Origin of the sequence: Roseitranquillus sediminis (genome assembly GCF_016918935.1) — a bacterium.
GTDB lineage: Bacteria > Pseudomonadota > Alphaproteobacteria > Rhodobacterales > Rhodobacteraceae > Roseitranquillus > Roseitranquillus sediminis.
Map to the genome: position 1 here is coordinate 278,585 of NZ_JAFFOB010000007.1, position 14,855 is coordinate 293,439.

Consider the following 14,855-nt stretch of genomic DNA (forward strand, 5'->3'; position numbering starts at 1 on the left):
CCGCGTCGCCCGGACAAGCCGACGCCATCGCGCCACTGGCGGCGCCGGCGTCTTGTCGGCTATGGGTCGCGGATGAGCACCTTCGTCGAGGCAGCCCGTGCCGCCGAGCGCGAGATGCGGGAACTGTTCCCGCCGACGCCGCTCCTGCGCAACGACCACCTGTCGCAACGCTACGGCGCCGAGATCTGGCTGAAGCGCGAGGACTTGTCGCCGGTGCGCTCCTACAAGATCCGCGGCGCGATGAACGCGATGCGCAAGGCCCGCGCCGCCGGCGCCGAGCGGTTCGTCTGTGCAAGTGCCGGGAACCACGCCCAAGGCATGGCCTACGCCTGCGCGCACTTCGGCGTGAGCGGCACCATCTACATGCCGGTGACCACACCCAAGCAGAAGATCGACAAGACCCGCGCCTTCGGCGGCGAGCACGTCGAGGTGCGGCTGACGGGCGATTACGTCGACGACACCCTGCGCGCGGCCGAGGCGCACTGTAAGGAAGTCGGCGCGCACTTCCTCTCGCCGTTCGACGATGCCGACGTGATCGAGGGCCAGGCGAGCGTGGCGGTGGAAATGCTGGAGACGCTGGACGAACCGCCGGAGGTCGTGGTCCTGCCCGTGGGCGGCGGTGGCTTGTCGGCAGGTGTGCGGCGAATTCTCTCGGAAGTGTCGCCGCATACGGAAACGATCCTCGTCGAGCCGGCAGGCGGCGCGAGCCTCGCGGCGGCGCTCGAGGTGGGCGAGCCGGTTACGCTGCCGCGGGTCGACACGTTCGTCGACGGAGCCGCGGTCGCGCGGATAGGAAAGCGGACGTGGGAGGTGCTGCGCGAGGTGGACCCGCGCGACGTGCTGCGTGTGTCCGAGGACAGGATCTGCACGACGATCCTTGAGATGCTGAACGTCGAGGGTATCGTGCTGGAGCCGGCCGGAGCGCTTGCCGTGGACGCGCTCAAGGACGTGGCGGAGCGGATCGAGGGGCGGCGGGTGGTCTGCGTGACCTCGGGCGGCAACTTCGACTTCGAACGCCTGCCGGAGGTGAAGGAACGGGCGCAGCGCTTCTCGGGCTTGAAGAAGTACCTGATCCTGCGCCTACCGCAGCGCCCGGGCGCGCTTCGCGACTTCCTGCAGACGCTGGGGCCGGACGACGACATCGCCCGCTTCGAGTACCTGAAGAAATCTGCGCGCAACTTCGGCTCGGTTCTGATCGGGATCGAGGCGCAGCGGGCCGAGGACTTCCGCGGCCTCTTCGAGCGCATGGACGCGGCCGGCTTCCTCTATCGCGACATCACAGGCGACCAGTCGCTCACGGACTTCCTCGTCTAGGCGGGCGCGTTCTCCTGTGCCTCTAGGAACTCCTTCTTGGAGACCTCGTAGGTGTCGAAGACCTCCGCGAGGTCTCGGGTCTGCATCTTCCGCGCGGCTGCGCGCATCTCGCCGTTCATGCAGAGCGCACCCAGAGCCTCGAAACCAAGATTGAGCGCGCTGCCCTTGAGGAAGTGCAGGTCGGCCTCATAGCTGGCGGGGTCGGGATCAGCACGCATCCTGTCAAGCACGTCCTCAACCTCTTCGAGGAACAGGTCGACGACTTCCGTGAAGTCGTCATCGCCGATCTCCTCACGAAGTTCGCGCACGCGTTTCCAGCTGATCATGCCTTGCTCCCGCCGCACATCCTTAGGCCGAGTCGTAGGACCGCGATCTTAATCGGAAGTAAAGGGTGACGCGCGCTCGACTGGTTCACGCAATCTTAAGCATCGGCGGTCAGGAGGTCGTCGACCTGAGCCGTGGAGGGATAATGTCGTCAACGCCAGCGCCACTTTCGGCGGCGGCCGGGCGGCAGCCTGCGGGACAGTCGCACACGACGTGCCGCACGGTCCTCGTGGTCGATGACAGCCGCTCGCAGCGCCGAATCCTGTCGGCGTCACTCCAGCGCTGGGGCTACCGCGTGTGGGAGGCCGGGTCTGGCGAGGATGCACTCGCCATCCTGCGCGGAAACGAGATCCACATAGTTCTCAGCGACTGGATGATGCCGGGGATGGATGGCCCCGAACTTTGCCGGCGTTTCCGCCAGCTCGACCGCGAACATTACGGCTACTTCATCCTGCTGACGTCGAAGACCGGCCAGGAGAACGTCGCGCTCGGCCTCGACGTCGGGGCGGACGACTTCCTGAGCAAGCCGGTGGCGCCGGACGAGCTGCGCGCGCGGATCGCGGCGGGTGAGCGCATCCTCAAGATGGCGCGCGAGCTGACCCAGAAGAACGAGCTGCTGACCTCGACCCTCGCCCAGCTCCAGGCCGTCTACGATTCGCTCGACCGCGACCTCGTGGAGGCGCGCCGGCTGCAGCAATCGCTGGTGCCAGAGCGCCATCGCGACTTCGGTCGCGGCCGGATGGCGCTCACGATGCGCCCGAGCGGCCACGTCGGCGGCGACCTCGTCGGACATTTCCGAATCAACGAGAACAGGATCGCGTTCTACTCGCTCGACGTCTCGGGTCATGGCGTCGCCTCTGCGCTGATGACGGCGCGGCTCGCGAGCTATCTCTCCGGCACGTCGCCGGAGCAGAACGTCGCGATCTCAATAAACGAGTTGGGGCTCTTCGACATGCGCGCGCCGGGACAGGTCTGCGCCATGCTCAACGACCTGCTGCTACGCGAAATGGACACGGACCTCTACTTCACGATGATCCTTGCGGAGGTCGACCTGCTGACCGGGCGCGTTCGTTTCGCCCAGGCCGGCCATCCGAACCCGGCAGTGCAGTCGCCAGACGGCAGGGTGCGCTTCGTCGGCAACGGGGGCCTGCCGATCGGGCTGATCCCCGGTGCCGTCTACGAGACGCGGGAGATCCTGCTCGCGCCGGGCGAGCGCCTGCTGATCTATTCCGACGGGCTGACCGAATGCGTCGACGGTGCCGACGCGCAGCTCGAAGAGGCAGGGCTCGCGCATCTGATGCGCGTATCGAGCGACCTGCACGGCAGCGCCTTCCTCGATGCGCTGGTCACCGACCTCGAGAGCTTTGCGGGAACGGTCGAGTTCAGGGACGACGTCTCGGCGGTGGTCTTCGAGTACGCGGGCTCCTGCTGAGGGCGAGCGACTTCAGGAACGCCGCGTCGCCCTCCGATCCGACGAGGGAAGGCGCGCGGCTCAGCGGTACGACCAGCGCCTCGTGTCCCGCCTCGGTCGGCGGCGCAATCCATCGGACGGCTCGAGCAAGGTAAACCATGCAGACCTTCTCCGCCCAGATGCCGTACTCGGGCATGAAGGTGAAGCGGCGGTAGGCGCCAAGGCGGCGGCACCTGCCGATTCGCCAGCCGGTCTCCTCGGCGACCTCGCGGTGCAGCGCGGCGAGCGGCGTCTCACCCGGATCGATCCCGCCGCCGGGCAGCTGGAGCTCGGCACGCGGCGCATGCTGCAGCGTGAGCAGGACCCCGTCCCCGATCAGCGCGGCCGCATAGACGCCGGGGCGCGTTCGGTAGGTGACGCCGGGGCGGACAGAGGCTCCGAGCCTGCGGATTCCGTTTCCGAGTTTTGACCGCGACATGGCGCACCTATATGACTGGCCCAAACCAAGGCGAAGCGCCAAGGAACATCATGTCACTCGTATCGCAGATCGCGTGGGACGACACGGTCCTGCCATTCCAGCTCGACCGCTCCGATATCCGCGGGCGGGTTGCCCGGCTCGACGGGGCGCTGGACCGGATCCTCGCGCAGCACGACTACCCGCTGACGGTCGAGGCGCTGATCGCCGAGGCGGCGCTGATCACCGCCCTGATCGGGCAGACCATCAAGCTGCGCTGGAAGCTGTCGCTCCAGATCCGTGGCGACGGACCGGTGCGCCTGATCGCGACCGACTTCTTCGCGCCCGCCGAGGAGGGCGCGCCGGCGAAGATCAGGGCCTACGCCAGCTACGACGCCGATCGCCTCGACAGCGAGGGCAAGCCCTTCGACCAGATCGGACACGGCTACTTCGCGATCATCATCGATCAGGGGCGTGGCACCGTGCCCTACCAGGGCATCACGCCCATCGCCGGCGGGTCGCTCTCCGCCTGTGCGGAGACGTATTTCGCCCAGTCGGAGCAGCTGCCGACGCGGTTCGAGCTGACCTACGGGACGAGCAGCGCGCCCGGCCGCGCCGATGCATGGCGCGCCGGCGGGCTGTTGCTCCAGCTCATGCCTGCCGCCTCGCCGTCCGTTTCAGGAGGCGGCTCGGGCGAGGGAGGCTTGCTCGAGCCGCACGACATCCTCGACGGCGATGCGGCCGAGGACTGGTCCCGCGCGAACATGCTGCTCGACACGGTGGAGGACCTCGAACTGGTCGGACCCAACGTGCAGCCGACCGACCTGCTCGTCCGGCTCTTCCACGAGGAGTCGCCGCGGGTCTTCGATGCACAACCCATCGACTTCGGCTGCACCTGCTCGGCCGACCGCGTTCGCGAGAGCCTGTCGATCTACTCGGCGAAGGACATCGGGCACATGACGACGGACGAAGGAATCGTCACGGCCGACTGCCAGTTCTGCGGCGCGCACTACGAGTTCGATCCGGACACGCTGGGCTTCGAGGCAGACAAGCCCGCCGATGACGCCTGAGTTCGAGCGTAAGCTGCGCGGCGCCTTGGGTCGCGGCGAGGGTACCTCGGACTACGATCTCAACCCTGCGCTCGAGCCTGCGTCGGAGCGGCGGCTGCGCGGCGCGGCGGTTCTCGTGGCCATCGCGGACGCGCCGGGGGGGCCGGTGGTGCTGTTTACCCGCCGCTCGGCGGCCCTGGTGCATCATCCGGGGCAGATCGCGTTCCCGGGCGGCAAGATCGATGCAGGAGACGCCGGGCCCGAGGCCGCCGCGCTTCGCGAGGCGCACGAGGAGATCGGGCTCGAGCCCGGCAACGTCGAGGTCTGGGGCCGGCTGCCGATGCACGAAACCGTCACGGGCTTTGCCGTCTGCCCCGTGCTGGGCCGCGTGCGCGACGCGTTCCCTTGGCGGCCGGAGCGGGGCGAGGTCGACGAGATCTTCGCCGTTCCGCTCTCGCACGTCACCGATCCCGCGATGTTCACGGTGCAATGGCGGGAGTGGCGTGGGAGCGTCCGCCGCTACTATGCCGTACCCTGGGGTCCGTACTACATCTGGGGCGCAACGGCGCGGATGTTGCGATGCCTCGCCGAACGGATGGACCGGTGAGGATCAACGGCGACTGGCTCCGGCGAGCGGAGACGCAGGCGGTGTTGCGACTGCTGCGCGACGCGGGTTATCAGGCGCTGGTCGTCGGCGGGTGCGTGCGCAACGCGCTGCTGGAGCAGCCCGTGTCGGACATCGACGTCGCGACGGATGCGCGGCCGGAGGCGGTGGTGGCGCTGGCCGAGGCGGCAGGCATCAAGGCGGTGCCTACGGGAATCGAGCACGGGACGGTGACGCTGGTCCTCGCCGGGCGGCCCTACGAGGTGACGACCCTGCGGCGGGACGTCGAGACCGACGGGCGTCGCGCTGTGGTGGCCTTCACCGACGACGTCGCCGAGGATGCGCGGCGGCGCGACCTTACCATGAACGCGCTCTACGCCGATGCGGAGGGTACGCTGGTCGACCCGCTCGGTGGCTTCGCGGACGTGCGGGCAGGCCGGGTTCGCTTCGTGGGCGACGCGGCCCGGCGCATTGCGGAGGACCGGCTGCGCATCCTGCGCTTCTTTCGCTTCCACGCCTGGTACGGGGACCCTGCCGAAGGCCTCGACGCGGAGGGGCTGGCCGCCTGTGCGGCGGCGGCGGACGGCATGGCAGCGCTCTCGCGCGAGCGCGTCGGGGCGGAGATGACGAAGCTTTTGACCGCACCGGACCCGGCACCATCGGTGGCCGCGATGGCATCGTCGGGCGTGCTCTCGCACGTGCTGCCCGGCGCCGACGCGGCGCCTCTGGTCGTGCTGGTCGCGGCGGAGCAGGCGGCAGGGGCGGAGCCGGACGCGGTCCGGCGGCTGGCGGTGCTGGGAGGCGAGGATGTGCCGGCGCGCCTGCGCCTGCCGCGCAAGGCAGCGCGGCGGCTGGAGCTCCTGAGGCGAGAGATCGGTGGCACCGCGGGCACCGCCGAGCTGGCCTGGCGCCATGGGGCGGAGGTAGCGCGGGACACGGAGCTTCTGCGATCGGCGGTCTTCGGCGCGCCGCTGCCGGCGACTCTGCAGGATGACATCGAAGCGGGCACGGCGGCGAGGTTCCCGGTCGCCGCCGCCGACCTGACGCAGACGGGCCCGGACCTTGGCCGTGCCCTCGCCGTTCTCGAGCGGCGATGGATCGATTCGGGGTTCGCCCTGAACCGCGAGGAACTGCTCAGGTCGGGAACCGGCTGAGCGGCGGCGGCGTTACGGGTGGCTCGGCTGTTGCCTGCCGGGCGGTCTTCGGGCCTAGCATCCCAATCGCAGATCGCGCCCGCGAAAGGCCGTCCCGATGTTCCGATTCTTCGAACACCTCGTCGATCCCTATGCGAGCTATCGTCAGACCGATGCGCCGCCCGCGCGGCTGTGGCCGTTCGTCCATGACTATTCGCAGCCGTTTCGCCGCGTCTTCGTTGCGGCCGGAATCGTCTCGATCGTCGCCGCCGCGGTGGAGATGTGGCTGATCGCCTACATGGGACGCGTGGTCGACCTGCTGAGCGCCGGCACGCCCGAACAGACCTGGCGCGATCACGGCGGTGAGCTGATCGCGGTGGCGCTCTTCATCCTGCTGGTTCGGCCGGCCGTCATGGGCCTGGACGTGCTGCTGCTCAACCAGACGATCCTGCCGAATTACGGCACGCTCTGGCGCTGGCGCGCGCACCGGCACGTGCTGCGCCAGTCCGTGGGCTGGTTCGAGAACGACTTTGCGGGCCGCATCGCCAACCGCATCATGCAGACGCCGCCGGCCGCCGGCGAGGCAGTGTTCCAGGTCTTCGACGCGATTACCTTCGCGCTGGCCTACATGGTGGGGGCGCTGATCCTCCTGGCCGATGCGGACCTTCGCCTAGCCATCCCACTGGTAATCTGGTTCGCGCTTTACGCCGTCCTCGTGCGCTGGACGATGCGGCGGGTCGAGCCCGCGTCGAAGGCGGCCTCGGATGCCCGCAGCGAGGTGACGGGGCGGGTCGTCGATGCCTACTCCAACATCCACTCGGTCAAGCTCTTCGCCCACGACCGCGAGGTCGCCTACGCACGCGAAGCTATCGAGCGCGCGCGGCGGACCTTCCAGCACGAGATGCGGATCCTCACGATGATGGATGTCTCGCTGACCGTGCTGAACGGTCTGCTGATCGTCGGCGTGGTGGGCTGGGCGGTGGCGCTCTGGATGGCCGGGCAGGCCAGCGTGGGCGTCGTGGCCGCGGCGACGGCGCTTTGCCTGAGGCTCAACGCCATGACCGGCTGGATCATGTGGGCGCTCTCGAGCTTCTTCCGCAACCTCGGCATCGTGGCCGAGGGGATGCAGACGATCGCGCAGCCGCTGGCGCTGACCGACCGGCCGGAGGCGCGTCCGCTGCGCCTCGGCGCCGGCCGGATCGAGGTGGTGGACCTCGCGCATCACTACGGCCGCGGCCGGGGCGGGCTCGATGGCGTGAACCTGGCGGTCGCTCCGGGCGAGAAGGTCGGCCTCGTCGGCCGGTCCGGCGCGGGCAAGTCGACGCTGGTCAAGCTGCTGCTGCGGTTCTACGACCCCGAGCACGGGCGGATCCTGATAGACGGGCAGGACATCGGCGGGGTCACGCAGGACAGCCTGCGCTCCGCCATCGGCATGGTCCAGCAGGAGGCGAGCCTGCTGCACCGCTCCGTCCGCGAGAACATCCTCTACGGCCGTCCCGACGCGAGCGAGGCCGAGATGCTCGACGCCGCGCGCCGGGCCGAGGCGCACGACTTCATCTGCGACCTGCGCGATTCGAACGGGCGCACCGGCTACGACGCGCAGGTGGGCGAGCGCGGCGTGAAGCTGTCGGGAGGCCAGCGCCAGCGCATCGCGCTCGCCCGCGTCATCTTGAAGGACGCGCCGATCCTGATACTGGACGAGGCGACCTCAGCGCTAGATTCCGAGGTCGAGGCGGCAATCCAGGACACCCTCTACGGCATGATCGAAGGCAAGACCGTGATCGCGATCGCGCACCGCCTGTCGACCATCGCGCACATGGACCGGATCCTGGTCCTCGACGAGGGCCGCATCGCCGAGGAGGGGTCGCACGACGCGCTGCTCGCCCGTGGCGGGCTCTATGCCGGCTTCTGGCGGCGCCAGTCCGGTGGCTTCATCGGCACGGAGGCGGCGGAGTGAGGCGGCTCGCGAACCTGATCGACGCGTTCCGTCCGGCCGAGGGGCCGCCGCCGCGCACGCTCGCGGCGTTCTTCCGCTGGGCGCTCGCCGGCGCGTGGGGCTGGCTGGCGGTCGCGGGTGTGATCAGCGCGCTGGCCGGGACGCTCGAAGTCGTGACGGCCCTGCTCCTCGGCTTCGTCATCGACCTCGCAGTGGCACACGGGGAGGCTGGATTCTTCGCCGAGAACTGGCCGATGCTGGCGCTCGTCGCGTCATTCTTCCTGTTCTTGCGGCCCGGCGCGATGGGCATGTCATCGGCCGTGAACTCGGTGATGGTGCAGCCTAACGTCAACCCGCTCGTGCTGAGTCGGCTGCACCGCTGGACGCTGGGCCAGGCGGTGACCTTCTTCGACAACGACTTCGCAGGCCGCATTGCGCAGAAGCAGATGCAGACCGCGCGGGCGCTGACGGACGTGGCTGTCGAGATGATCAACACCGTCCTCTTCGCGCTGGCGTCGGTCGTGGGGTCGGTCCTGCTGCTGACCGCCATCGACTGGCGGGTGGCGCTGGCGCTGGCGGTCTGGCTGGTGATCTATCTTGCGGTGATCCGCTGGTTCATGCCGCGCGTTCGCAAGCGATCGAAGGCGCGGGCGGCCGCGCGGGCGATGGTGTCGGGACAGGTCGTCGACACCATCACCAACATCAAGACGGTCAAGCTCTTCGCCCATGCCGAGCACGAGGATCGGGCGGCGCTGGGCGCGATGGGTACCTTTCGCGAGCGGGTGGTGGACTTCGGCGTGCTCTCGGCAGGCTTCCGCTTCACGCTGATGATGCTGTCGGGCGTCCTGCCGGTCGTGCTGATCGGCGGTACGCTGGTGCTCTGGTCGGCTGGCAGCGCGACCGCCGGCGACATCGCGGCGGCCGGAACCATCGCCATCCGGATCGCGCAGATGACCGGCTGGGTGAGCTTTGCGCTGATGGGGATATATTCCAGCATCGGCGAGGTCGAGGACGGGATGAACACGCTGACGCCGCCGCACTCGCTGACCGATGCGCAGCGCGCGGACGAGCTTGCGCGTGCGGGCGAGGTGCGGTTCGAGGACGTCAGCTTCACCTACGGCCGCAGGGAAGGCGGTGGCCTCGGCGGTGTCACGCTGACCGTGCGGCCTGGCGAGAAGCTGGGCGTCGTCGGCGCTTCGGGGGCGGGCAAATCGACGCTCGTCGCTCTGCTCCTGCGGCTCTACGACGTGGAGCAGGGCCGCATCCTCGTCGGCGGGCGCGACGTGCGCGAAGTCACCCAGGAGAGCCTGCGCCGCAAGATCGGGATGGTCACGCAGGAGACGGCGATGTTCAACCGCTCGGCGCGGGACAACATCCTCTACGGCCGACCCGATGCGACCGAGGAGGAGATGGTCGACGCCGCGCGCCGCGCCGAGGCGCACGACTTCATCATGGCGATGCAGGACCACATGGGGCGCCGGGGCTACGAGGCGCATCTGGGTGAGCGGGGCGTGAAGCTGTCCGGGGGACAGCGGCAGCGGATCGCGCTGGCCCGCGCCATCCTCAAGGACGCGCCGATCCTGGTGCTGGACGAGGCGACGAGCGCCCTCGACAGCGAGGTCGAGGCGCAGATCCAGACCGCGCTCGACCGGGTGATGGAGGGCAAGACGGTGCTGGCGATCGCGCACCGCCTCTCGACCATCGCGCGGATGGATCGGATCGTCGTGCTGGAGGAGGGCCGTGTCGTCGAGGAGGGGACGCACCGCGATCTCTTGCGGCAGGACGGGCTCTACGCGCGGTACTGGAACCGGCAATCGGGCGGATTCGTCGGCCTGAGCGACGCCGCCGAGTAGCGCGATGCGCCTGACGATCGAGCGGCTAGGCCGCCGCGGCGACGGCTTTGCGCCGGGGCCGGTTCATGTTCCCCGCACGCTGCCGGGCGAGGTGGTGGAGGGCGTGGTCGAAGCCGGCCGCATCGACGCGCCGCGCATCCTGCAGCCCTCGGCAGAGCGTGTGACGGCGCCCTGCCCGCATTATCGCGTCTGCGGCGGCTGCCACCTGATGCATGCACGCGACGGCTTTGTCGAAGGGTGGAAGGCCGATCAGGTCCGCCGCGCGCTGTCGCAGCAGGGCGTGGCGGTCGAGATCGCCGGCGTGAGGACCTCCCCGCCGCGGTCTCGACGCCGCGCCGTCCTCTCCGGCCGGCGCACCAAGAGCGGCGCGATGGTAGGCTTTCACTTCCGTGCCTCCGCCAGCGTCACCGCGATTCCCGAGTGCCGCCTGCTGCACCCCGACCTGATGGCAGGCCTGCCGGCACTGGAAGCGCTGACGCTCCTGGGCTGCTCGCGGAAGGGCGAGATCACGCTGCACGTCGCGCGCTCGCGCAACGGCCTTGACGTCGCGGTGAGCGATGCGAAGGCGGCGGATGCGGCGCTGCGAGGCGAGCTTGCGGCGGTCGTGCGGGCGCATCCGATCGCGCGGCTGGCCTGGAACGGCGAGGTTGTGGCGCTGTCGGCACCGCCGACGCAGGCGATGGGGCGTGCGAGCGTGACGCCGCCCCCCGGTGCCTTCCTCCAGGCAACGGAAGAGGGTGAGGCCGCGCTGGTCGGCGCGGTACGCGATGCCGTTGCCGGTACACGGCGAGTCGTGGACCTCTTCGCGGGAGCAGGGACGTTCACGCTTCCCGTCGCCGAGCGAGCGGAGGTCCATGCGGTGGAGGGCGATTCGGCGCTGCTGGCGGCGCTGGATGTCGGCTGGCGCGGTTCGACCGGGCTGCGGCGTGTCACGACCGAGGTGCGCGACCTCTTCCGCCGCCCGCTCCTGCGGGCGGAGTTTGCGGCCTATGAGGCGGCGGTGATCGACCCGCCCCGGGCCGGGGCGGAGGCGCAGACCCGGGCGCTGGCCGAGGCGCGCGTGCCGGTAGTGGTGTCCGTCAGCTGCAACCCCGGCACCTTTGCCCGCGACGCGCGTATCCTGGTCGACGCGGGCTATGCGATGGCGCCGGTGCTGGTCGTGGATCAGTTCCGCTGGAGCCCGCATGTGGAGCTGGTCGCGCGCTTCGTCGCGCCCGGCAGGCGAGAAAGGGCATAGGAGACGGCGCTCAACTGCTGTAGAACAGGCCAAAACAAAGAAACGACAACTGGGGCAGTGACATGCACTTTCTACGGGCGATGCTTGTCGTCGCGATGGCGCTGGCCGTGAGCGGCTGCGCCTCCAAGTTCAAGACGTATGACGGACCGGAGGTGACCCAGGTCCAGGTCTTCAAGAACTCCCGCAAGATGTACCTGATGCACCATGACCAGGTGCTGCGGGCCTTTGACATCGACCTCGGCTTCGCGCCGGAGGGACACAAGGTCGCGCGCGGAGACGGCCGGACGCCCGAGGGCGTCTACACGATCGACCGGCGCAATCCCGAGAGCCAGTTTCACCTCTCGGTCGGGATCGACTACCCGCGGCCTGTGGATGTCGACGTTGCCCGCGCCGCGGGCTTCGATCCGGGGGGCGACATCTTCATCCACGGCGAATCGAAGAGCCGCATCAAGCGGCGAGACTGGACCGCCGGCTGCATCGCCGTGAAGAACGACGAGATCGAAGACGTCTACGCGATGGTGCGCGACGGCACGGTGGTGGTCATCAACCCGTAAGGCCGCCGCTGCGCCCGGTGACGAGGGTCCACCAGATCTTGCCGTTGTTCTCCTGATACCAGGAGAAACCGAGGTCGGTGGCGCGGTTGTCGAGGATGATCCGGCGGGTGGCCGGGTCATTCATCCAGGCGCCGAGCGTCTCGATCTCGGTCTCGAACGTCTCCGAAATCGTCTCGCCCAGGAAGGTTCCGCTGTAACCGACGCGCCTCACGCGCTCGAGCGGCGACGATCCGTCCGACCCGAAGTGCCAAGGCCGGTTCTGGACCGCCATGTCGCGCGAATGGGTGCGCGCGGCGGCATTCAACTGCGAGTCCAGCCGGAGCGCCTGCGCACCCGAAGCCTGGCGCAACGAGTTCACGGCGTCGAGCAGGCGGAACTGGATCTCGTCGGTCTGCGAGGCGCGGATCCGGTAGACCTGCGGCAGCGGCCGACCCTGCGCGTCGAGTCGCGGCTCCGCGGTGGGGGCGCAGGCGACGAGCGCGAGGAACGCGGGAACGAGAAGCAGGCTGGATCGTTTCATGGCGCACCGGGCAGAGGCAGCAGACGACAGAGGTTGATGCTCTATCCACGATTGGCAAGAGGTTCAAATCGTTCTTCCGCGGCGGCAGCGGGCCGCCGCCGTCGAACCTCGATTGTTTGCCGACTCCGAAAAGCGTATCCTTCCATGTCGCATTGACCGGTTAGGAGCCTGAAAGATGCAACAAGTTCGCTTCCATCGCCGCCGCTTCCTCGGCAACAGCGTCGCCGCCGTCGCGTCGGCATGCGCCGCTCCGGCCGTCGCACAGGGGATTGAGTTCCGCGACCAGCTGTCGGCGGGCACACGGCGCAACATCTCGAGCTTTCGCGGGCTCGACTGGCGTCCCTATTTTTCGAGCACGCGCAATGGCGCCATCCTCGTCGACACGGCGTCGCGCGCTCTGCACTTCTGGTCCCACGACCAGAGGGTCTACAAGCTCTACCCGACGAGCGTCCCGCTCTCGGACGAACTGACGCGACTCGGCCGCACGAGCGTTGTGCGTAAGGTCGAGGGACCGGACTGGCGGCCGACGCCGTCGATGAAGAAGCGCAACCCGGAGTGGCCCGACTACATACCGCCGGGACCGGACAACCCGCTCGGCACGCACGCGCTCTATCTCTCGTGGCAGTACTACCGGATCCATGGCACCCACGACACGCGCAAGATCGGGCGCCGCTCGTCCAACGGCTGCATCGGCCTCTACAACGAGCACATCGCGGAGCTCTTCGCGCTGGTGGATAACGGCGCACAGGTGTTGCTTATTTGACCACAACCGCAGGTCTCGGAACTTCCGCCTGCGGAAGGGGATTTGAAGAGGTGTGAGGAAACTGGTTTAGATGCCCTCACGAGGTACTTATCTTGTCTGCTTGTCGCCGACCTCATTGTGGCGCAGGCGAATACTGGAGGTCAGAATGAAGAAAATCGCACTCGCCGCCGCCCTTTCGCTGGCTGCCACGTCGAGCTTTGCCGGCAACATCGTCGAGCCCGTGATGGAGCCGGAAGTGATCGTCGAGGAGACGGGCGGCACCGCTGGCGGCATCGTCGTTCCGCTGCTGCTGCTGGCCGTGGTCGCCGCGATCGCCGCGTCGAACCACTGAACGACTTAAAGTCGGAGACAGGCGGCGAAGATATCCGGAGCCGTTCCGACTTGTCGAACACGGGCGGCGGTCTTTCCGCCGCCCGTTTTCCGTTTCAGGCTGGGCTGACGGCGCTGACGTTTCGCCCGGCACGGAATGCTGCGGAACAGCCACGCCCGCTTGAGGATGTACGGCAGGTCTGCGGGTCATCGCACCTTCTTCTGTCTTCAGCATCCGTTCAAGCGGCGCTCCGGCGAGAGTGGCCCGCCTTGATGTTGCTGATCGGCCTGTCCGTTCGCACTGAGCTACTGCGACGGGGGTCAATGGCTGCACGCGTGTGCCGCGGAAGTGGTGCCTAGAACGCGGCGGAGCGGGGTCGGGCGGCTCGGCGAACTCGATACCATTCCGCGGTCGCTTCATTTGGACCGGTTGCGTCAGTTCGAGCCAGCATCACGGCCCGCGATGCCGCTGGACGAGGCAGGCGGACGTTTCTCCGGAGCTGTGGCCAGCCGAAAGGCTCCGCGCGATGGACAGATCAGCATCACGGCGCCCCTCGACACGCTTGTCCGCTTCGAACGGCTGCGTCGAGACGATCGTCGTACCTATGCCGACATGCTCGGAATCCCGATCGGTGCCAATGCGGAAGTTGTCCTGGAGTCCGACGGAGCGAGGGTTTCCCACAGATGGAGACCTCCCGCTGGCTAACTTCTGAGGACGCGTTGCGCCCTTCTTCTTGTTCTAGGGTTCAGGTTCAAATCTCGCGCCGAAGTCGGGCCATGACCCGGCGTGATGCCGGGCGATGGCCGCTGGTTCGGCGTTTCGTCTCCACCTGATTATACGGCCCCTGCCGGGACAGGCGGTGCGGGACGGAGAACTATCCGACTCGTTAGAACCTCCGGCTCGAGTGCCTACTTGCCAACCAGGCGCTCCAGCTCGGCGATCCGAGGCGGAGCCTTTCCGGCGCTTGGCTGTCGACGTCCATCCGAGCCAAACCTCCGACTGAGTGCGAGACGGTCACAGAAGATACCGCTCGGCCAGCCCTTCGGCGACCAGCGCTTCGTTGAGGTTGACGCCCTCGTGCCAGATGATCGCCAGATACCGACCGTACTTGCCGGTCTTGTCCTTCAGCGTCTCCACGATGACGTGCGTCTCCGGCGGAATCCGAGCCTCGAGCCATGCCTTCGAGACGAGCCCCTGCGGCCGCTCGGGCCCGCGGACCTCGGGCGTGTCGATTCCGTAGAGGCGCAGCGACTGGTCGCGGATCCACGTGGAGAAGCCGAGGTCCAGGTCGACCCGGATCGTGTCGCCGTCATAGATCGAGCGGATCACCCCGCGGTAGGTGTAGGCGGGCTCGATGAGGGGCATGGCGTCCTCCTGCGCTTCCGGGCCAAGA

At 68.4% G+C, this 14,855-nt stretch carries 15 protein-coding genes; 11 read left to right on the top strand and 4 right to left on the bottom strand.

Features of this window, described 5'->3' with window-relative positions; all coding sequences use genetic code 11:
• The first annotated feature begins 72 nt into the window (after positions 1-72).
• A complete protein-coding gene (gene ilvA / locus JM664_RS04725; protein ID WP_227418750.1) occupies positions 73-1,314 on the top strand; it encodes a threonine ammonia-lyase IlvA in 1,242 nt (413 codons plus the stop codon).
• On the opposite strand, the gene JM664_RS04730 is transcribed toward ilvA, so the two are convergent.
• Positions 1,311-1,640: an Hpt domain-containing protein gene (locus JM664_RS04730; RefSeq protein WP_227418751.1), complete on the bottom strand. Its 330-nt coding sequence runs from the start codon at positions 1,638-1,640 to the stop codon at positions 1,311-1,313. The two genes, ilvA and JM664_RS04730, sit on opposite strands and share 4 nt — an antisense overlap.
• 143 nt (positions 1,641-1,783) lie before the next feature.
• Between JM664_RS04730 and JM664_RS04735 the strand changes: the two genes are divergently transcribed.
• Complete coding sequence (locus JM664_RS04735) at positions 1,784-3,070, top strand: PP2C family protein-serine/threonine phosphatase (protein ID WP_227418752.1); 1,287 nt, start codon at positions 1,784-1,786, stop codon at positions 3,068-3,070.
• Here JM664_RS04735 and JM664_RS04740 read toward each other — a convergent pair.
• Complete coding sequence (locus JM664_RS04740) at positions 3,021-3,527, bottom strand: NUDIX domain-containing protein (protein WP_227418753.1); 507 nt, start codon at positions 3,525-3,527, stop codon at positions 3,021-3,023. The genes JM664_RS04735 and JM664_RS04740 overlap by 50 nt on opposite strands.
• 50 nt (positions 3,528-3,577) lie before the next feature.
• On the opposite strand from JM664_RS04740, the gene hslO reads away from it, so the two are divergent.
• The 7 genes from hslO (at position 3,578) to JM664_RS04775 (ending at position 11,869) form a co-directional block, all read left to right on the top strand.
• Positions 3,578-4,573: an Hsp33 family molecular chaperone HslO gene (hslO, locus tag JM664_RS04745; protein WP_227418754.1), complete on the top strand. Its 996-nt coding sequence runs from the start codon at positions 3,578-3,580 to the stop codon at positions 4,571-4,573.
• Positions 4,563-5,159, top strand: coding sequence for a CoA pyrophosphatase (locus JM664_RS04750; RefSeq protein ID WP_227418755.1), 597 nt, complete (start codon positions 4,563-4,565; stop codon positions 5,157-5,159). Before hslO ends, JM664_RS04750 begins: the two co-directional genes overlap by 11 nt.
• A complete protein-coding gene (locus JM664_RS04755; RefSeq protein WP_227418756.1) occupies positions 5,156-6,310 on the top strand; it encodes a CCA tRNA nucleotidyltransferase in 1,155 nt (384 codons plus the stop codon). Before JM664_RS04750 ends, JM664_RS04755 begins: the two co-directional genes overlap by 4 nt.
• Before the next feature lie 97 nt (positions 6,311-6,407).
• A complete protein-coding gene (locus tag JM664_RS04760; RefSeq protein ID WP_227418757.1) occupies positions 6,408-8,246 on the top strand; it encodes an ABC transporter ATP-binding protein in 1,839 nt (612 codons plus the stop codon).
• Entirely contained in the window at positions 8,243-10,078 is a 1,836-nt protein-coding gene (locus JM664_RS04765) for an ABC transporter ATP-binding protein (protein ID WP_227418758.1), read from the top strand. The genes JM664_RS04760 and JM664_RS04765 overlap by 4 nt, the downstream gene beginning before the upstream one ends.
• Positions 10,079-10,082: 4 nt before the next feature.
• Positions 10,083-11,315 (top strand): class I SAM-dependent RNA methyltransferase, encoded by a 1,233-nt coding sequence (locus JM664_RS04770; RefSeq protein ID WP_227418759.1) that lies wholly within the window; start codon positions 10,083-10,085, stop codon positions 11,313-11,315.
• A gap of 62 nt (positions 11,316-11,377) precedes the next feature.
• Positions 11,378-11,869, top strand: coding sequence for a L,D-transpeptidase family protein (locus JM664_RS04775; protein WP_227418760.1), 492 nt, complete (start codon positions 11,378-11,380; stop codon positions 11,867-11,869).
• Here JM664_RS04775 and JM664_RS04780 read toward each other — a convergent pair.
• A complete protein-coding gene (locus JM664_RS04780) occupies positions 11,859-12,389 on the bottom strand; it encodes a CAP domain-containing protein (RefSeq protein ID WP_227418761.1) in 531 nt (176 codons plus the stop codon). The two genes, JM664_RS04775 and JM664_RS04780, sit on opposite strands and share 11 nt — an antisense overlap.
• Positions 12,390-12,564: 175 nt before the next feature.
• Between JM664_RS04780 and JM664_RS04785 the strand changes: the two genes are divergently transcribed.
• Together JM664_RS04785 and JM664_RS04790 are read left to right on the top strand one after the other, a co-directional pair.
• The gene (locus JM664_RS04785) at positions 12,565-13,152 is read left to right on the top strand and encodes a L,D-transpeptidase (protein WP_227418762.1); all 588 of its coding nucleotides are present in this window, start codon (positions 12,565-12,567) and stop codon (positions 13,150-13,152) included.
• A 145-nt stretch (positions 13,153-13,297) separates the two neighbouring features.
• Positions 13,298-13,483 (top strand): hypothetical protein, encoded by a 186-nt coding sequence (locus tag JM664_RS04790; protein WP_227418763.1) that lies wholly within the window; start codon positions 13,298-13,300, stop codon positions 13,481-13,483.
• A 993-nt stretch (positions 13,484-14,476) separates the two neighbouring features.
• Here JM664_RS04790 and JM664_RS04795 read toward each other — a convergent pair.
• Positions 14,477-14,827: a thermonuclease family protein gene (locus JM664_RS04795; protein WP_227418764.1), complete on the bottom strand. Its 351-nt coding sequence runs from the start codon at positions 14,825-14,827 to the stop codon at positions 14,477-14,479.
• Between the last annotated feature and the right edge of the window lie 28 nt (positions 14,828-14,855).